Source organism: Janthinobacterium sp. 1_2014MBL_MicDiv, from assembly GCF_001865675.1.
Lineage (GTDB): Bacteria > Pseudomonadota > Gammaproteobacteria > Burkholderiales > Burkholderiaceae_D > Janthinobacterium.
This window is the reverse complement of sequence record NZ_CP011319.1, coordinates 213,831-232,221: the sequence shown is the minus strand read 5'-3', so window position 1 is coordinate 232,221 and position 18,391 is coordinate 213,831. Positions and strand designations below refer to the sequence as shown.

The 18,391-nt window shown below is 47.2% G+C and carries 22 protein-coding genes, 1 tRNA gene and 1 pseudogene; 10 read left to right on the top strand and 14 right to left on the bottom strand.

Annotated elements, in window-relative coordinates:
• Window positions 1–501 precede the first annotated feature (501 nt).
• From YQ44_RS00970 to YQ44_RS27995, 3 genes and pseudogenes are all read right to left on the bottom strand, one after another.
• Complete coding sequence (locus YQ44_RS00970) at window positions 502–717, bottom strand: hypothetical protein (protein ID WP_071321778.1); 216 nt, start codon at window positions 715–717, stop codon at window positions 502–504.
• The gene (locus YQ44_RS00965) at window positions 714–1,664 is read right to left on the bottom strand and encodes a phage portal protein (protein ID WP_083411580.1); all 951 of its coding nucleotides are present in this window, start codon (window positions 1,662–1,664) and stop codon (window positions 714–716) included. The genes YQ44_RS00970 and YQ44_RS00965 overlap by 4 nt, the downstream gene beginning before the upstream one ends.
• Before the next feature lie 110 nt (window positions 1,665–1,774).
• Window positions 1,775–2,038: pseudogene (locus YQ44_RS27995) on the bottom strand (phage terminase large subunit family protein); the annotation flags it as partial.
• A gap of 71 nt (window positions 2,039–2,109) precedes the next feature.
• On the opposite strand from YQ44_RS27995, the gene YQ44_RS00960 reads away from it, so the two are divergent.
• From YQ44_RS00960 to YQ44_RS00955, 3 genes are all read left to right on the top strand, one after another.
• Window positions 2,110–2,418, top strand: a complete 309-nt coding sequence (locus YQ44_RS00960) for a hypothetical protein (RefSeq protein ID WP_156894656.1) — start codon at window positions 2,110–2,112, stop codon at window positions 2,416–2,418.
• A gap of 282 nt (window positions 2,419–2,700) precedes the next feature.
• Entirely contained in the window at window positions 2,701–3,648 is a 948-nt protein-coding gene (locus YQ44_RS28585) for a hypothetical protein (protein WP_156894655.1), read from the top strand.
• Between the two features lie 151 nt (window positions 3,649–3,799).
• Window positions 3,800–4,264: a hypothetical protein gene (locus YQ44_RS00955; protein WP_156894654.1), complete on the top strand. Its 465-nt coding sequence runs from the start codon at window positions 3,800–3,802 to the stop codon at window positions 4,262–4,264.
• A gap of 315 nt (window positions 4,265–4,579) precedes the next feature.
• Here the strand turns inward: YQ44_RS00955 and YQ44_RS00950 are convergent, their stop codons facing one another.
• The 3 genes from YQ44_RS00950 to YQ44_RS00940 form a co-directional block, all read right to left on the bottom strand.
• Window positions 4,580–4,975 (bottom strand): hypothetical protein, encoded by a 396-nt coding sequence (locus tag YQ44_RS00950; protein WP_071321775.1) that lies wholly within the window; start codon window positions 4,973–4,975, stop codon window positions 4,580–4,582.
• A 274-nt stretch (window positions 4,976–5,249) separates the two neighbouring features.
• Window positions 5,250–5,323, bottom strand: a tRNA-Gly gene (locus YQ44_RS00945).
• Between the two features lie 179 nt (window positions 5,324–5,502).
• On the bottom strand, window positions 5,503–6,330 hold the full coding sequence (locus YQ44_RS00940; RefSeq protein WP_335589256.1) for a helix-turn-helix domain-containing protein: 828 nt from the start codon (window positions 6,328–6,330) through the stop codon (window positions 5,503–5,505).
• A gap of 108 nt (window positions 6,331–6,438) precedes the next feature.
• Between YQ44_RS00940 and YQ44_RS28580 the strand changes: the two genes are divergently transcribed.
• From YQ44_RS28580 to YQ44_RS28570, 5 genes are all read left to right on the top strand, one after another.
• Complete coding sequence (locus tag YQ44_RS28580) at window positions 6,439–7,080, top strand: DUF2971 domain-containing protein (RefSeq protein WP_156894653.1); 642 nt, start codon at window positions 6,439–6,441, stop codon at window positions 7,078–7,080.
• A gap of 47 nt (window positions 7,081–7,127) precedes the next feature.
• Window positions 7,128–7,955: a DUF7946 domain-containing protein gene (locus tag YQ44_RS28575; RefSeq protein WP_156894652.1), complete on the top strand. Its 828-nt coding sequence runs from the start codon at window positions 7,128–7,130 to the stop codon at window positions 7,953–7,955.
• Window positions 7,948–8,517, top strand: coding sequence for a hypothetical protein (locus YQ44_RS27990; RefSeq protein ID WP_232251023.1), 570 nt, complete (start codon window positions 7,948–7,950; stop codon window positions 8,515–8,517). Before YQ44_RS28575 ends, YQ44_RS27990 begins: the two co-directional genes overlap by 8 nt.
• 51 nt (window positions 8,518–8,568) lie before the next feature.
• Window positions 8,569–8,856 carry an H-NS histone family protein gene (locus YQ44_RS00935; RefSeq protein ID WP_071321774.1) on the top strand — a complete coding sequence of 96 codons (288 nt, stop codon included), beginning with the start codon at window positions 8,569–8,571 and terminating at the stop codon, window positions 8,854–8,856.
• A 149-nt stretch (window positions 8,857–9,005) separates the two neighbouring features.
• Window positions 9,006–9,539, top strand: coding sequence for a hypothetical protein (locus tag YQ44_RS28570; protein WP_156894651.1), 534 nt, complete (start codon window positions 9,006–9,008; stop codon window positions 9,537–9,539).
• A 165-nt stretch (window positions 9,540–9,704) separates the two neighbouring features.
• On the opposite strand, the gene YQ44_RS00930 is transcribed toward YQ44_RS28570, so the two are convergent.
• From YQ44_RS00930 to YQ44_RS00925, 6 genes are all read right to left on the bottom strand, one after another.
• A complete protein-coding gene (locus YQ44_RS00930; RefSeq protein ID WP_071321773.1) occupies window positions 9,705–10,001 on the bottom strand; it encodes a hypothetical protein in 297 nt (98 codons plus the stop codon).
• 126 nt (window positions 10,002–10,127) lie between these two features.
• Window positions 10,128–10,664: a hypothetical protein gene (locus tag YQ44_RS28565; RefSeq protein ID WP_156894650.1), complete on the bottom strand. Its 537-nt coding sequence runs from the start codon at window positions 10,662–10,664 to the stop codon at window positions 10,128–10,130.
• Between the two features lie 249 nt (window positions 10,665–10,913).
• On the bottom strand, window positions 10,914–11,159 hold the full coding sequence (locus tag YQ44_RS28560; protein ID WP_156894649.1) for a hypothetical protein: 246 nt from the start codon (window positions 11,157–11,159) through the stop codon (window positions 10,914–10,916).
• A 536-nt stretch (window positions 11,160–11,695) separates the two neighbouring features.
• A complete protein-coding gene (locus YQ44_RS28555) occupies window positions 11,696–12,859 on the bottom strand; it encodes a hypothetical protein (protein ID WP_156894648.1) in 1,164 nt (387 codons plus the stop codon).
• A gap of 47 nt (window positions 12,860–12,906) precedes the next feature.
• Window positions 12,907–14,400, bottom strand: coding sequence for a reverse transcriptase domain-containing protein (locus YQ44_RS27985; RefSeq protein ID WP_083411578.1), 1,494 nt, complete (start codon window positions 14,398–14,400; stop codon window positions 12,907–12,909).
• 380 nt (window positions 14,401–14,780) lie between these two features.
• The gene (locus tag YQ44_RS00925) at window positions 14,781–15,221 is read right to left on the bottom strand and encodes a hypothetical protein (RefSeq protein WP_071321772.1); all 441 of its coding nucleotides are present in this window, start codon (window positions 15,219–15,221) and stop codon (window positions 14,781–14,783) included.
• Window positions 15,222–15,371: 150 nt separating this feature from the next.
• Between YQ44_RS00925 and YQ44_RS00920 the strand changes: the two genes are divergently transcribed.
• Both YQ44_RS00920 and YQ44_RS28550 read left to right on the top strand, forming a co-directional pair.
• On the top strand, window positions 15,372–15,716 hold the full coding sequence (locus YQ44_RS00920; protein WP_156894647.1) for a hypothetical protein: 345 nt from the start codon (window positions 15,372–15,374) through the stop codon (window positions 15,714–15,716).
• Window positions 15,717–16,159: 443 nt separating this feature from the next.
• The gene (locus YQ44_RS28550; RefSeq protein WP_156894646.1) at window positions 16,160–16,450 is read left to right on the top strand and encodes a hypothetical protein; all 291 of its coding nucleotides are present in this window, start codon (window positions 16,160–16,162) and stop codon (window positions 16,448–16,450) included.
• Between the two features lie 111 nt (window positions 16,451–16,561).
• Here the strand turns inward: YQ44_RS28550 and YQ44_RS29435 are convergent, their stop codons facing one another.
• The gene (locus YQ44_RS29435; protein WP_071321770.1) at window positions 16,562–16,957 is read right to left on the bottom strand and encodes a hypothetical protein; all 396 of its coding nucleotides are present in this window, start codon (window positions 16,955–16,957) and stop codon (window positions 16,562–16,564) included.
• A gap of 234 nt (window positions 16,958–17,191) precedes the next feature.
• Window positions 17,192–18,361: a tyrosine-type recombinase/integrase gene (locus tag YQ44_RS00910; protein ID WP_335589255.1), complete on the bottom strand. Its 1,170-nt coding sequence runs from the start codon at window positions 18,359–18,361 to the stop codon at window positions 17,192–17,194.
• Window positions 18,362–18,391 lie beyond the last annotated feature (30 nt).

Sequence of the window (18,391 nt, the reverse complement as noted above, 5' to 3'; positions counted from 1 at the left end):
CGCACAAAAACGCTAAAAAAATAGTGTTTTTTGCATTCTCACAGCGATGTGGCTCATCGCTACTCCTGACGCCACACTGCACAATTATTGTACATGAATTTAAAAGTGTGCTGCCAACATCACGTTTTGTGTTCCTCCTTCAGCACTTGAAGAAGACATCGCAAGGCAAATTTCCACGCAATCCGCCGCACACAGAAAGCTGTACAAAGTGCGTCAAAATGCGTCAAATCGCATACCCCCTCTTCGCCCCGCCGCGCCAGTCCTCATGCGCCTTCGGCCATGGCGCACATTTGAGTCAAAAGACCCCTATATAGCGGGCAGGTGTGGAGGGGGGACAACTGCGCGCGCCGGGCCGAAATGGGGCTTTTTCTTGCTTCCATGACAATACCAATCATCGGGACGTGAAAAAGCCGCCTCATGGGCGGCCTGTGCGATGGCTGGGGCGCTCTGGCGCGGCTGGGCTGTCGCAGCCCCGCCCTGCCGATCAACGCGGCGTGGCGGTCATGCTGGACGGCCGGCGCGCGCCTTCGCCGCCTGCTCCTTCTCGTAGTCGTCGCGGCAATCGACGTTGCAGAACGGCAGGCTGGGCGCCAGCGGCTCGTCGCAGTAGTGGCAGGCGCCGTGCGACACCAGGGCGGGCCGTCCGCGCACGGCGGCCAGGCCGCGCGCCACTTCGGCAAAGATGAGCTTGTCGGTGTTGTCCACGTGATCGCTCATTGCGCGCCCTCCCCGCCTGTGGCCAGGTCATACGGGGCGAAGCGCACTACTTCCACGCCGGCCCACTCGTTGATCGCTTCGAACTGCGCCTGCAGCGGCACCAGCTCATTGCGGGCGAAAACGCGCGCGGCAGGCTCGACGGCGCCGAAGCCACCGGCATTGTTCGGCAGGATACCCATGAGCTGCGGCGGCACGCGGTGGGCGGCCAGCTGGTCGTCGCGCGTGACGCTCTTGATGTTGAAAAACTCGTCCTTGGCAGCCACGTCCGACACGGGCAGAATCTGGATGCCATCCTTCTTGCCGTTCGGCGCATACATGAACAGGTTGCGGAAGTTGCCCGGCCCCTTGCTGTCGCGCATGGCCTGGCGCAGTTTGTCCACGTCCTGCGTGTTGGCAGCCGCGTCCGTCATGTAGAACACGAAACCGGCGTGAGAGCCGTTCTTGTAATACTTGCGGCGGAACAGGGTGGCCACCTCGTTGAGCCAGGCCGATTGCAGCGCGCTCAGGTACTGCGGCACGCCGTACAGCTCCTGATTCACGTCCGGTTCCATCAAATGGAACACGCGGCCCGTTTCGAACTGGTGCGCCGTGCCGTGATTGGTCACGAAAAAATACGTGTCCCAGTCGATGCCGCGCCGCATGTACTTGGCCAGCGCGTGCGCGAACGTCAGCGGGCGCCCGCTGCGGCTGGGCCGGTCTTCCAGATAGCAGTTGCCAAACGTCAGGAAGTCGAGCGCCAGGCGTTTAAAGGCGTCGCACGACAGGTATTTGCTGGGCATCAGCGTGAACGCCAGCACATTGGCCTTGAAGTGGATCGCGTTGGAGTGATGCACGCCGGCATTGAAGGACTTGGCCAGGCCGGCCAGGTTGACGGGCGGCTCGTACCAGCGGCCATTCTTCCAGTATTCGAAGCAGTCGAGAATGTCGGCGTGCTCGAGTACTGGCATGGGGGCGCCGAAGGAAAACGCCTCGATGCCGTCGGCGGCCGGCGCCGTGGCAGAGAAAGCTGGGACGGAGCTGGCCTAGCGGCCGCACGCGCGCAAGTGTCGTGCTTTACTCAAGAATAAATCTCCATGAGAGATTGGTTGTTTTCGGTGGCGCCCTCGAATGGCTCGTGGTCGAGGGCGTACATGCAGGCCCACGCCAGGTCGGCGTAGCCGGTTTCATCGGTGCGCCCTGCCACGTAAGTGACATTACGCCCGCTGGGGGTCAGGGTCTTGTGGATGGCCATGAAGGACTGCGCGATGTCCGTCCAGCCGGCGTCAAATTCCAGCCTGCCCTTGCGGATGATGTTTTTGGCTATCAAGACCATGCGCGTCTTGAATCAACGCCCCCGAGTGGCTATCCGTCAAGGTCACGCACAGCCTGGGCGGCAACGGCTTTACCACGCGGGTGGAGTTTGAAACGAAGACGGAAGCAGTGGAGGCGGAGCGCGAGGACGAGAAAGACCCGGACGAAGGCATTACCGGCGTAGTGGCCAAGTGGAAGGACGTGGCGGCGAAGAAGAAAAAGGCGGAGCAGGAGCAGGCAGGTGCCACGGGTACGCTCAAGACGCTGGGGCATCTTTACAAAAGCAAGAGCGGAACCAAGCGGGCCGCGAAACTGGCGTCGGATCACATAAAGGAAGTGCGCGAAATCATTCGGGAGAACAGCGAAGAACCTTGGAAACCGGCGGAGACGACTTCCCTAGCTTCGGAGTGACGAATTACAGGAGGGTGACAGACTTTACCAGGGCACTCAATACTTCATTTGCAACAACCTTGAGTGTCTCGGTAGTGCCAGCCTTAACTGATTGCACCAATCTCTCACCCAAGGTAGCGCGGCTACGATAATTGTTACTTGTGTTACTCAAGAGCGATTCAGTATCGTAATACAAAACCGTTATTGCAGTTGGTCGGACAACTTGCTTTAGACGAAACCCGTGACCCGTATACGAAAGCGGTATGGTCGAACATACATCGTTCTCAATATTTGGGGAAGTACATGACGGTAAATTTAGTCACAAGGAACGTAGTCGTAGCACGCGTACTGCGGATCGGAGAGATCGACCATCTCGATGCTTGGCACTTAGTACGCAACGAGTTGCGCGACATATCCAGCCCGGCGATTGTGACCGCTTTTGAGCATTTCATGGACATGGTTGAAGGTCCGGTCGAGCACAAGTACCTTTTTGCGCGGTTGGCTGCGGATGAAATACGGCGCCGCATGCGTCCGCCACCCGCGCCGACAATTGTGGTAACGCTCCCTGGCCGTATTTCAGTTTCCAATGCGTTTAAAAGCGGCAAACTATTGGTGCACATGATTCCGCGTTTGCCAGGAGATAAAAAAGATGCATGGAAGTATGACCTTAATTTGATCGCCAGTAAGACTGGGTACGAAGTATGCAGCCTGTCGTTGATACACAAAGGCGATTCGCTTTACAGCACAGCCTATGGCTTATTTGCTGTAGTGCCAGAGGAAGAACTCTTGGCCATCGGGATAAGCGACCTCGGGTCGAATAGTTTCAGAAAGAGTCATGCCAACAGAGGATTAGACCACGCAACGGTTAAGAGAGAACTTCAGGAGCATCTGAAGCGTACCCATGAAAACCACGTTGTCGGAGCCTATAATGAATTCGCCGAAGCGCGTTTGGCCTTGAAAGCGCGCGTGAAGGCTAGCGCGCGCGCGGCCTCGAGCTCGACAATGGAACGGGTAACAATGAATAATGAAATTGTAGCCAATCTAAAAACAGAGCATCTTATTGGAATATGCGTGAATATTGCGTACCTTGCTTCCATCGGGAAAGCACCGAGTTCTGACAAACTGCGCAAAAAACTCAAAGATGAAATATCTTCCATTACGGAAGCGGTTTTTATTCACACAAATATCAGACTACCGACGTGGACGTATGATGACCGCTCAGGTACCGAACCAGTGTTGATTTCGGATTAAATAGCTCAGTGGCTGCACTGTGTGCTACGTGGGTTAAATGGACACAGTCAAGCTAAGTATCCGCGGGTAAATAAATGTGATTTCCGGCTGGCAGCCTTTTCCGAGGCCCCGCTCGAACAGATCAAGCCGATGCACATTCGGCAGTTCTTAGATGACCACGCCGACAAGCCGACCACAGCTAACCGTTGCAAACGGGTTTTCTCCACAATGTGGAACCATGCGCGCGGCTGGGGGCTATACCGACCTGCCAAACCCTTGCGAGGATATCCAGGGACATTCACTGGCGAAGCGTACCATCTACATTACGGATGCCGTGTTCTCCGCTGTGCGCATTCACGGCAGCGCACTGCTACGGGATGCGATGGACCTGGCCTACCTGAGCAGTCAGCGTCCGGCGGATGCGCTGCGCATGACTGAACAAGACATTATTGATGCGCACCTGATCATTACACAAGAAAAAAACAAGCAGCCGCTGCGCATCACCATCACTGGGGAGCTGGCCAAGCTGATGGACCGTATCCGAGCGCGCAAGGCAACACAAGATCGTGACAGGTGCGCTACTGACCAATGTCCACGGCAAGCGCCTGACCGCACCAGCACTTCGCACCCACTTTGACGCGGCAAAAAAAGCGGGCGGCGAAACATGTTCCGGAACTGGCACAGGACATCATGGCATTTCGGTTTTACGACCTGCGAGCGAAGGCGGCCGATGATACTTCGGATGATCGCGGCGACCAGGCGGCCAGCGATCTTTTGGGGCACGACAGTGTGAAGACAACCCAGCGACACTACCTGCGCCGAGGAAAAATTGCAACTCCCACAAGATAGTTGCAATGTGTTGTCGCTCAAACTTAGCGTGGTTAAACCCGTTGGATGAGCGACATATTTCGCCTTAAATGTAATTCTCGCGCATCACAAAATTATTTTCCCTTTAAAAGGCGGACGAAACGCCAAAAGCCACTGTTATGAGGCCCAAAGCAACACCTCCAAACGAAACGCCAAAGAAAGCAGCACAAACCCTAAACCAGAGCCGCGCCTTGTCACTTTTTAGTCTTACAGCTTCCACATGTTCCACGAGCGAGATTGGAGCAAACAATGCTGCCACAATGCCAAGAGCAAAGCACACAAACGCGTAAAATCCAAAAACCTTGAAATTTTGGAGCAAGGCTGGCTCTTTGGCCAAAGTCCCAATGAATGCCAAAATTGCAATGGCGCCGCCGCTATTTACAGCAACTAGCGCCTTGGTAACTTCCGATAAATACCCAGCTTTTTCCGCCCGCAGAGCCTTCCGTACATCCAAACTTATTTCATTCATTGCTTCTGACATAGCTATTTTCCTTTTCTTGCACTGAAACCTACATAACGATCTTTTTTCAATATAAAAAACAACTATCGAATTAAGATGACCACGGAGGATAGCAAGTTTCCATGCGGAAATATTCACATATTGTCACCATAAAGCATATCTCTGATCTGGGTGGGGTAGATTTGTAGAGTTTCACCCCTGCAACAGCCTATCAAAATAGACTAGAGCGAATTAATTTTATGGAGCGGTAGCACATCTGTGGAGCGGCGAAAACAGGTTTTTCGCCGTTTTTGACTGGAGCGGGTGAAGGGAATCGAACCCTCGTCGTAAGCTTGGGAAGCTTCTGCTCTACCATTGAGCTACACCCGCGAAGAGTGCATTTTACGCGGGTTTCACCGCTGTTGGCAACGTTGCAGCATGGTTGCTGTGATCGAAAATGCAATGGCCGATTTCTCCTCAGTGTAATGGCCATCTTCGTGATCTATCAGAACATCATACCAGTGTATCAAGCTGGATCTAGTACGCTCGACGCGGTAACTACATCTATATCAAATCTTAATCCCAGTCGACCGTGGCACAGCGAATTGCTCTGGCTCCTTACCCAATGGGAACGCAACGACATACAACGCCTTTGCCGGCATAGGATTGGCTTCACCATCCGGCCCGCCAAGCTTCAGCATCAGCTTACGCTCGGCGTAACGCAATGACACGCCTAAGCGCCTAAGCTCATCAATATGCGCCTGTAAAGCGTCATACACTTCAAATTTCTGACTCTCTGAATAGCATTCTGCAACATCCCGGTAATCACGGTGCCAGTCAATTAACGAAGCAAACTCTTCGTCAGCAGGTCGGCCCATTTCGAACGTCGAAGTGGACAAGTCCATCATATTGTTCTCAACAAGTTGAGCTAGTTGTTTTCCGGTCGTCAGCGGAGCTACGTCTAATGTAATGTATTCCTGCTCAAACTTCTTCGTTTCAGCAGCAATCTGTTCTGCATTAGGGATGAAGAACGGCTTGTTCAGCAAGTCTATGTCTTCGCATCCAAATGCTGTGGCAATAGCACGACGAGTATCAAAGCTTGAAGGCTCAGCTCGCTCTACACGCTGAACTGTTCTAACGCTGAGGCCAGAGATATCTGCAAGCTGCTCTTGAGACCAGCTACGGCTGATTCGCAGCATCTTAATTACTGCCGCTAACTCCTGTCGAGTCATCATACGGGGCTTCTGTTCATTATTCATTAACACCTCCATAACTAAGTTGATGGCTAAAGTATGCAAGCTACTTACATCGCCTAACACGACAGCAACATGACAGCTATCAGACAGCTGAACTTGTGTGCCTAATTCCACGTCAGAGTACTTTTTTAAAATCAACAAGTTACATCGCTTTGGCTGTATGATTAGACTAGCAATCACATACACATGCCTAGCTAGCGGTAGGTGCATGGTTAGTACGTCAAAACAAGGGAAAAACTGGATGCACAAATGACAAACACCTTACCTGCAACTCTTCGTCGATACACTGACCTTACGTCGCTATTGCACATATTATCATCAGGCGAGATTACGCTGCTTGATCCTAAGAGCTGGGACGACAGAAATGATGCATACTTTATGTCCCAATACAAAGAATATAAAGGTCTCAAATCAATCTTAGCTTTATGTTTTTCAGAAGTTCCTGAAACTTATCATCACTGGCACGTTTTTTCAAAAGGTCCATCGGGGATCTGTATTAGATTTAACGGCGAAAAATTATTAGAAAAAATTAAAAGACAAAATGGAATTTCGTTTGAATCCATAGAATACCTCACACTTAAAGATGCACAAAATTACCACTTTACAGTTGAACGACTACCTTTTCTCAAGCGCGCTGGCTATAAACCAGAAGGGGAATTTAGAGTAATTTATGAATCGAAAAAAAAAGAACTTCCGTTCATCAACATTCCCATAACACGCGAATGCATTCGTGACATAATATTAAGTCCCTGGTTGCATGATGACCTTTACGAATCGGCGAAGAAAGCTGTGCAATCGGTTAATGGATTTGAAAATATGAAGGTACTTCGATCAACATTGATATCTAATGATACGTGGAAAAAATACGCATCCGACCTAAATGAAATATAAATTAATTACGCAGCTATTTTTAAATATTAATTAACATACAAAATATTATGGGTGAAACTAAATCTTTAGATATTGTTATTCGATATGACGGCAGTACAGCCGACAGTGGTCAGCTTAATTTATTTCAGGCCGCAGAATCTCTAAACGGGATTGCTCGCGTTGTAAATGTAATTGTTCATGCCTTTGCCAATGATGGAGAGATCAAAGAACGCCTTTCAGCTCCAGAGGGGGCAGATACATATCTATCCGCAGCCAAAAAAGGATGTTTCGAGGAAACCGTTACCGTAGTTTTTGACAACATTACCGTAGAGAAAATTAAACCAAGCGTAATTGTTGGGAATTTTTGGGATTTTCTGACGGCAAGCATTACTGCTGCAATAGGTCGTGACTATAATCCCGACACTCCTATGGTACGAAAAATTGTCGAAAAAAATGTGACATTCTTCGAAGAAGTCGCAGAAGAATTAGAAAGTGCACTTCAACATCTACATCGACCGATTAAATCAAAAGGTGCGGAAACAATAACTTTTTATCGCCCCAAAGTGGGAGATGCAGTAACTCTTAATAAGACGTCTTTGACTCATGTAAGCGTTCGAGATCAAGAACCGGATCTAAGTTATTGGCGCGGAAATGTAACCAAATATAATTCATTGTCAGGCTATGGCCGAGTATATCTTGATGAAGTTAATGCCACCGTCCCTTTTAAAATTGATCGATTTAAAGAAAACATTTCTGCTCGTAGATCTGCAACCACATCAATGAACGAGCGAGAACATGAGGAAGGTGGAAAGCGCAGAATTGGTGCATATGCTGTACGAAACGCATTAGGAAATCTAAAGCGGATTACAATATTGGAATTCAACCAATATGAGTGAGCCGAACTATTATTGCCTCGCAAGTACATCGATATGTAGGACGATGGTTGAATGGGGAGTTCACTGGCAAATAATTAATGTAATATTTGTTATAATAATAGGCATAATCGGTATTTATAAAATATATCATGAACTACAACGACTTGTTGATCAAAGAAACAATGAATTAGATAGCAAATTAACCTCAGCAAAATTGAAGCGCACTGAATTTTTTCTTAATCAACATCGACGATTATTTGATAACAGTGAACTCTATTCAATTTTATGCTTAATCGATGATGACAGTATAAAACTGATTGAGCCAGGGATGGCAGACAAAAAACGAAAGTTTTTAACTTTTTTAGAGGAAATTGCGCTTCTTGTACGATCAGGGCAGATTGACCCCGATGTGGCATATTATATGTTTGGATATTATGCGACATGTGCCCTATCAGGATCCAATTTCGCTGAAGGGATTGACACATCAAAGAAATATTGGGGATTGCTTTACGAATTTTCTACAAACTCCAAGTTTTATCTAGAACAAAATCCTGATGGTCCACCGAAAAACTTAAGCTTGTAATCTTAAATTAAGACAATTTTATCTTCAACCTGATTTAAAATAAGGAAATACATGACCACGTATCAAGAGTACACCGCCAAGATCGCAGAATTGCAGCTGCTTGCGGAACAAGCACGTAAGAACGAACTCGCAGGTGCAAAAGCACAAATCGCCGGGATCATGAAGCAGTATGACCTGAGCATCGACGACCTTCGGGAGACCAAAACGAAGGCTGCCAAAGCTCCAAGTGCAGTCGCAGTGAAGTATCGCGATGATGCTACTGGCGAGACCTGGACAGGTCGTGGCCGTCCGCCAAGGTGGCTGGAAGGTAAAGATAAGAATCAGTATTTGATCAAGTGAGTTGCGTTTACCGATCGAAACTCATCTGGCATAAACTGTCAGATGAAGTTAAAATTCAAACAATGCGTTAGAGACAGGCAGCTCTTTAACCATTTGATGATGGCCCGCCAAACACACAGATTCCTCCTCCCCGTACTACAGGTCCCATCATGAGAGTGCCGGATATCGAGCTTACCGAACGCGAGATTGAACTGTTGGCTCAAATCAATTTCGGTCACACGCGCCATGATGAACTCAACGCATCTCTTGCGCCCATGGCGGCTCTTTCGGCTTCCCTTCTCGACCGTGGAGCGATTCCCGAAATACGGCTCCTATACTTCACAGATCCCGAGCGCAATCCCAGCGGACGCGGCAAGTCTCGGCAGCAGATTTTTGAGAAGAACGGTACGGCAGAGGCAGAAATCTGTGCACATCCGCACTTCTTGAAATTCCTTGAATACTTCATTTATGGTCCTGATCTTCCGAAGACCGTCATAGCAAAATTCAAGGATGTAACGTCATGTTCCGGGTATCTAACGGGTGGGGATGTCAACGATCTAGCTCCAGAAGCTCGCAGATTTGTACGATCATCACGGCTTAATCCGCACGATGCTGCTGATGAGTTCCATAAGTTAGTACTTGAATGCGATGCCAGCCCATCTAGCGCAGAGAGTATTTACAAATCAGTTCGCGCGGTTAAGTAGTTGGAGAGATTATTAACAATGCTAGAAATCGATTGTAAGATGCTTAGAAACGATTTAATTTCGGCTCGACGCATCGATGCATCTCTATCAAGCTCCACGCCGTAGAAACGTTTCTAGTCGTTTTTACGCGTGGTCTAAGATCGTCCTCTAAATCTTACAATCAATTCACGCAAGTCGAATCGACTTACACAACCGCCCGCTGTCCGGGCAGATATCATTCGTTGCAGTGAACTTTCCTGTCTTAAGTAGTGCATCGATCACATAATTGTCAGCGAGTTTCGTATCCTGTTTTTTCGGGAAACGTTTGCGCAACCATACGTCGAACGAGTTTTTCTTGGGATGATTTCCCAATGTCACGACTCGTTGCCCCTGCACCATATAGTTCTTACTGTTCGACGCCTCGATGGTGTCGATCAGTTCTTGCTCATCAAATGCCATATTCGGGTAGCTCAGCTTGATCATAGAATTCGTCCGCCTATCGTGCATAGCCCGAGTTAAAAGTGCGAACGATGATAGCAGAATGGTAGAAAAATTGTTAAGAGCGTCCTACTACGACGTCCGATGAATATTTAACTACAGGCGTTTGGCTTACTTGCTCGATAACTGTGCTTTGATTTCCCGGAGTTCAGACAACAGCTTTGCAGTAGTGACATCTTCAACCTTTGGATCAATGTACTGGTTGTATTCTTTCGCATTTTTTAGCCGGCCAGATTGCTTATTTAATTTTGGCTCAATAACCTCTATAAGAATTCCCTCTATTTCATTCAGGGCATCTGAGTACTTGAATCCTGAGACACCTGAATCAACGTGCTGCTGAGCACTCAGCGAACCGTCTTGGTTAACAGCTTTAAATCCAATCCATGTAAAGTATTGCCAGCGGTTCCACATTCCGCCGTCCATGTGATTTTTAAGTCTAGTGAAGAGCGTTGCGTGGCCATTACCCGCCTGACCAATATAGACTATATTTTGAAATTGGTCATAAAGCACGTAAACTCCAATTTGGTCCCGGAAGTCAGCTATTTCTAATCCAGAAGCAGTACCCTTCAGATGACCGGCGTTACTCCCAGCACCACGGAATATGTATTTTCGTTCCCAAAGAAATCCATAACTTTTTATGATCGGCATATATAGACTAAAATTTTTATTGAGAGATAGCTAGGTCGTGTCTATCCAAAGCCCGGCGTATTCATATATTAAGAATCGGCCACTAACGATTCCAACTGAATTTGCACAGGATAGCATTGCCTGCAAGAAAAATGTGTGATTTATCACATCATAGTTCCATTGACAGGGGACTGGTTGCGTCAAGAGCGTGGTGAGATGAATGGGAGCAGGGATATTGATTCACTGCGCCCAAAATTCAGCTATAAGACCTTAGTTTTCAGGTATCTGCTGATCAAGAATGGCGCGAATTATGTTTGTGACCAGATCCACGTTGGATGGGGATAGCTGTGTGAGCAGTTCGATGATGGATTGAAGGGAGGCATCGTCAGGTACGCCAGAAGATTCAGGCTGATGAGCCATATTGTGATGAGCCATATTGCGGAGCGTGGCGGCGTCCAGTTTCGTGGGTTGATGCGCTGAAGCAGTCTTGCTGGCAATGGTTTTTTGGTTAGTCATGCTGAGCTTTCGGTCATTGATGGTGCTGACACCGTCAATCCGAGAGCCGAAAACCTCAACGCAATCTGTTGCTAATTGATCTGTAGGCAAAACAGATCAGGTCATCCGCGCTACGAGTCATTTCTCTGACTTGTGAAATCACTGCGCACAATGCTGTATAGCATCACAATGAGCTACTTATCTTTCTACAGATATATCGATGGTTTTGCAGTTTGTCGCTTGAGCTTAAAGTGCACAATCTACTCGCAACAACACGACCGTCAGCTCCCGCCACAAAGCGGCCTCAGAATATCTGAGGAACATTGGTCACAATGTCTGCCCGCCTTCACCATCGTGGAACAGTAATTACGCCAGTCAACCAAACTTGGTTTTTTGAAATAAATCGTGCGCGTAATGTTCCAAAAATATCGGCGTCAACCCTGCTATTTGATAAGTACTTAGATAATGCACATATTTCAGTACAAACCAGGCCTTGTCAGAAACCTTGTGCTCAAATACAGATATATGAAATTTTTTCTTTCATTAATGTTATTTTATTAATCTTTAGTTGGTAAAAGCTCGGAAAAATGGTCCGGGAACAAACGCCCAATCCTATTCTTAGATTTTAGCCACCCAGGTGTAGCATGATCTTTAAACGAAAGAACTTTTAACTTAGATTCATCGTCAAGAAGATTTAAAATGTATTCAATAAAGTCATCAACAATACTTATATCTTTAAATGCTTCATTAGGCTCGATGTGAGTTAGCGAGTGCTCGGTAACTCTTTCGTAAAACATACGCTCTTCTTTAAAAAGAGGCGTTAAATGGTCGAACCAAACGTCGCCGACTGCAAGTGCATTCGGGTCGAAATTTCCATGCAAAATGAAATTGCGACGATCCATTAAGCGCCGAAACTCTTTAATCTGATTTATGGAGTCATCAGGCTTGCTCTTAAATCCATTGCAAAATAAAGGCAGAGTTTTTAATCTAATATCAATATGTTTTTGAATAAAATCGTTATATATTCGACTATCAGATTTCACCTCCGGTTTCACCGTTAAAAAAATTACCAAGTTTACAAATGATTCGGCCAGAACAGGCGCGGACATTCTTATCATGGAAGACAGAGACGCCGCCTTGGTATGAGCAGATATATATAAATTCAGTTTTTTTGTAAATTCTTCCTTATCATAGCCATTCTGGATTGCGCCAACTGGCTGCAGCTTATCCAATTCAAGCCGCTTAAGATTTTCGATATGTCCGTCTACAATATATCGTAGTCTACGGTATGGATTGATGAACAGTGACCAATGCTCTAGTGACTTTTGGACCGTAGACAGCTCCTTGCCACAGCGCTTAAAATCTTCCTTTATCACAGTGAGCAGCGCCTTCCATTCATATTTTGAATACTTATGGTTTGATAGGGCATAGAATTCTACTCGGGTCGTATGGCCGACAACATCTAACTTTTCGTCCCCTGAACGAATCGTATAGTGCCAATGTATTAAGTTATCTGAACTCTCCTTATTTTTAAAAAGCATTTGCAAACCGTTGGGTATGCCGAACCGTGCTTTTAAATAACAGTAGAGAGTCAGCGGTGAAAGTGTTCCTTCGTTTAGGTAGTGTGACACGATTACACACCTTTTCTCCTCCTCAGTTAAAGAAGAAGTAAGGCTGTCAAGCGGAACTGCGTTCCAATCGTAAATTTTTAACAAGGTCATGCCGTGACTTCCTTAAAGGTATTCAAGTTAAAGACCGGCTATTTTTTTCAGTAATCGTAATATAAAGATTTCGGGTTCATTACGCGTTCAATACCATGCTCGTTCAATCCTTTTTTCAATGCTTTGAAAATAAGCGTAAAGCTAGGAACTTCCATCAACGGTTTTCCACCTACCAATTTTCTTCGGCAGGCTACTACAAGTTTGTCGCGTGGAACCGAAAATGGAAAATTTTTTCTAACATTGAATTTGTGAGTTAAGAGCAATTCACTTCGTTTTTTTAGCGCTCTATGAAGTACCGAAAGCAACCAACCGTCTAATTCCTTCAACTGTTTCTCATCATTCAACAACGGATAGAAGCTCATTGCTCCTTTAAACAATATTACTGGTCTTCGGCCTTGAATATATTCGATTATCTCTTTATGGAGTAACCCTCCGTAAAGATATCGCCTAACCTGTAGCATTGCGCTCAACAATGCCGGATCACGGTTATTACTTGGAATTACTAATGCCTTCAAAGGAGCCGATTCTAATGGCTTAATCAAGTTCTTATATAATAAGTATGAAATTTGCTTCTTAATGCGCTGGACCGATTTCTTTTTTATGGAAACTTTATCTGGGCTGATAGAGTAGCCAAGGAAGCTAAAATTCGGCTTAGATACCATTTCCGCCCGGTTGCCATCCTTCGACAGAAGACTAATACCATCAGATTTTTTGGAATTTATTTCTACGCCAGCTTGAACGGAAAACGTATTTATTATCTCCAGCGCATGACAAATCGACGCGTAATCTGGACTCCAAATTACTGTGTCATCGGCATAGCGCGCAAACTTCAATCCTGCTTTTTCAAGCTTATTATCTAAGCTCCAACAGACCAAGTTCGCTAGGAATAGAGAAATTGATGTGCCTTGCGGAATTCCGCGATTCCGCATCGATAGGAATGCCTTAATTACAAAAATTTCTTCTTCACTTATAAAAAATCCATTTTTTGAAAACTGCTCAAAAAGTGACATGTGATCTATTGAACCAAAAAAGTCAGAAAAATCAAACTCTGCTATGAAAGTTCTGGCATCTTGCGATATGTCAACTGAAATATCTTGTATGGCGAAGTGTACGTTCCTATCATTGCGATAAGCATACGAAAAAGAACTAAACCGGTGTTTATTTTTAGCCAACAGTCTGGTGTAGAAAAGCTGCGATACTGCTGCATCAGGTATTTGATAGATTGTTAAGCTGCGCTTCCCGCCGCCGGCCTTATCTATCTCTTTTATATGGGGGGTTTGGGGGATATATGACTGGTCTTTTATTTTTAGACTTATCGATCTAGCAATAGCCTTAGATTTACGGCGGACGTAAAACGGATTGAACTTAGGATCTAGATCCCAGTAATCTGGCACCATGATCACTTTTCCTGGAGCACCTGCCAGCCTCTTTTGCAAGCGCTCATGTTCACGGTGAAGGCTGTTATGATAAGTGTGGTGACGCTCAATTAGCTTCTCAGCTTCTTCCCGGATATATCTCTCAAGCTGTTTTTCTAAATTCATGGTTGCTCCAAAATGACAAAAAGCCCGAAGCTGGGCCTCGGGCTTTCCACGGAGTCAACCTAGTAAAAGTAAGTTTTCAGGTTGATGCAGAGTTGACTCTGCCTCCCCAATGTCACGGCACGTAACCGTGTATGAGAGTGACTCCGTTCCTCCCCTAGGGATGGTCACTACATAATGATGCACAAAAGACAGTTGGTCAACTCATATAAAATAATTTTTGTCTTTCTTTCTCTTCGGTTCGAATGTCCGCAGCCGTTAGCGGACCTATCCGACTGCATTGCTAGTAGGTCGCTTGTATTATCTTTAGCCTGCGTCCAATTTTATTATCTTTCTGACTATGTTATTCGCCCGTAACGTCGAACAGTGCATACCCTCCACCGCTACGAGCCATTTTCCTGGCTAGTGAGAACGCAGCGAACAATACTCTCTACCATGCGAATGTTCTTCGGCGACAGTTTCGCAAGAAGCTCGACCACCGGCACTATCGCCGCTTGATTCTTGCCGACCACCACAACACCAACTTCACTTTCAGCAGGTTTACCGCTGGCCTTCGCAGCTCGACGCTTGCCTGTGCCAAAACGCAGCCACTCAGCTGACACCTCTAGCCATTCCGCCAGACTCATCAACTTCGCCTGTGTAGGTATTGCATCGGCCAGGAGCCACTTGCGCACCGTTTGCGCGGCAATCTTGTTCTCGGGATAAAGCTCACTAAATTGCCTAGCAATCTCTGTGGGACTGGAGATAGGTAAGCCAGCACGGGTGAACTCTTTTTTCAGCCGTTCGCTGAACTCTAAGCGAAGGTTTTCGTTGGTGTTTTGCATGTGGTAGCACGCTACCGACTACCATAGTAACTATGTAGAAATATTGACGTTGCACAATAACTCATAGTTACTATAAAATGTTCTCATCGGCATCGCTGCCGTCCAATTCCAGCAATTCAATGCCTATCTTCACGGCGGAAGTGAGACCACATGAATCAGAGTAATCAGGGAATGACAGTGCTGCCGGAGCATGTCCGGGCGAACTTAGCCAAGTACAGTGAGCATGAGCAATTGACGTGCTTAGAATGCGGCTATGTAGGAATGATGGGCGTAGCGCAGAAAACAAATCGTGTTTCGTCAAAGAAGTCGCTGACCTACCTCGTTATTGCTCTCGCCATCCTGGGATTTGTCGACATCGTCCTGTCAATGAAGGGTTCATCAATTCTGCCATTGTGGCTGCACGCAATCGTCGGTCTCGGCGTCGCCATCTTCACGACTGGCTCAGTGAAGACGTACGAATGCCCGAACTGCAATGCAGCGCTAGGCGGAAAGTAAATCCGACTAACACCCGCCTTGTTAGCCGGCTCTTGTTGAGCACTGCACATATCGGCGGCGACACGCCACCTTGATCAAAAAGGATACCTGCACATGCGCGTCAGATTTGCGTTACTCGCATTGTCACTGACGATGTCCACCAGCGCGGCCCAGCAGCCGCGTCTTCGGTTCGTAGAAGTTATCGAGGTCAGTCCTCAGTACGTGGAGGTTCCCTGTAATCGCTGTGGCCCACTGCCTGACCTGCGATTTACAGGAACCAAGTTCAAGTATCGCTGCGATGGTGATCTATACGAAAACTGGACAGCAGGACCTTTGCATGCTGGCGCACGTATACAAGTGCTCGACTGCTCGAACGTGGTTGTCACGAAAGATCGAAAACTCGTAATGGCTTCGTAGCAATATTTAACAGAGTTTTCGTATAAAAATTTGAAGGAACAAAAAATATGAAATGTCCACATTGTCGCGGCGAAATTTCAATGATCGCTGAAATATGCCCACATTGCCGCTCAGACCTTAGTGCATACTTTGCAGAGCATGGCGCAGATATTTCTGAAATACAGCCTTTATTGACGTTTATGGTTACGTGGGTTTTTCACACATTTATGTTATACATACCATTTTTAATACTTGTTGCAGTTACCATAGGAGATATGCCGGAGTTTTTATGGTGGTCAGCATTTTCTGTTTGCGTTGTCGTTGCTCTGATTTATCGAGAAAAACTGCCTATTTTCTGAAACGAACATATAGAAATTAATGGCATTAGATACTGCATTATTTACAGTGAATTGGTTCATCCACAACAATGACGTTATCATTTTATTCGCAATGATAACGTCGTACCTGCATTAAAATCCTTCTGCCCAACGTTCCCAAAAGCCAGGCTCATCATGATGAGCATTTTTCATGCAATAGCCCAGTGTGTAAAGTGTGAACCTCACCCCATCCCACCGCATCGTGCCATCTGCATCTTCCAGGTACGCTTCCAGCTCTAAGTAAGCCGGGTCCACAACATCGTATGGCAAGTCGATGTAAATCTGCCCTCGATACGACTCCATCCGCATCTCACTGGTGTAGCCTCCGCATTCCATGTATGCGATGCCTTTGTGCTCAAGCCATGCAAGGATCTTTTCACGCATGGGGTTTGCTGCGTAGTGACCTTGAAATCCGAAAAATTCTAAGCCAAGCACATCTCGTTGCTTGGCACGACTGATCTGGTCGATGTTCTGTAAAAATTGTGGCATAGGCCGCTCCTGCTTAGTAAGTTGGTGAGGTATTTATCAGGGAAAAAACTGACGGGCAAAGCATCGTCATGGGGCGAAAACCGTTTTACCCCCGTGCAGTCACTGCCTACTAATTCGCTGATAAATAGTGAAAAATCGACGGTCGTGTTTTCGGCGTTCACGCCTGCAAATATGCGGTGTATATGCGAAAAGGCAACGCGGCAGAAATTGATGCTTCCTGCCGCGCAGACTCATCTAGCCTTGCAGCGCATTGATGATGCCCACGGCCTTCTTGCTGGCGTCGTTCGGCGCAAGGTGGGCATAGCGCTGTGTCATTTTCGGATCGCTGTGACCAAGTAGAACTGAGACCTCAAATAGGCTGACGCCATTCTTGACCAGCTTGCTGGCGTAGGAGTGCCGCAGTGTATGCATCGTGACCTTGCCGCCCTTCTCCTTCACCACATCAGGATCGTTCATTCCTGCGCGATCCATTGCCTTCTTGATCGCCTGCGCCGCATAGCCGCGTGCTGTGCCTAACTTGTTTTCAAAGAGGTAGCGTGCATCTGGCCGGCGATCTGCATGACGACGCAGCACTACTTCGCGCAGCCGATCCGTCATGAACAGCACATCTTCATTGTTGACCTTGCTGCGATAGATGTTCAAGGTTCCGGCCTCCAAATTAACAGCCGTCCATGGCAGGTTCGCAGCTTCGGAATATCGGCAGCCGGTATCAAGAAGCATGATCACGAGATCGTAGTTATCTTGAATGTTGCGCTGCATCTCTGGTGTCCGTGCTTCTAGCGTTTTAACGCCGCTTCTCACCGTGTTCGGATCGAGTTCACGCAGCAATGCAGCCTCATCGTTGGAATCCAGATAGCGTAAGCGATACGAGGTTTTCAGCTGCGGAAACACCACGTCGCGATTGGTCTTGTACCCCAGCCGTTGCATCTCGCGCAGCGTCGAGCTAATAAGGCCGATCTCATGCTTGATGGTCGCAGGCTTGTCACCTTCGGCCTTCCGCTTCGCTACCAAGCGCTCGATGTGCTTGGTCTGGATCTCATGCAAAAACAGGGTCGCTGGCAGACCGTAGCATGGATTTTCTTTCTTCGTTTTCGGATCACGTTTGCTGCCGAACATCTTACGCGAGATCGATTCCATGCCGCGATAGTACGAATACTGCATGCGTGGTTCCAGATATTTCAACACTGCATCACGCAGCGAGATTTCCTCTGATTCGCCGAGGTAGGTTTCGCTATGGATTTTATTGCGCATTTCACGCTCCACCTGCAAGGCCTTGGTTTTATTTGCCGTGCCGGTGCTGCCTACATATTTTTTGTTTTTAACCTGGAACGCGTAGTACCAGTTACTACTATTTTGCCGTTTGTGAAGGGCCATCGTGATCTCGATTTTTTGTTTGAATGACAAGCACCTTCCGCCATATGTGGTGGAAGGTGC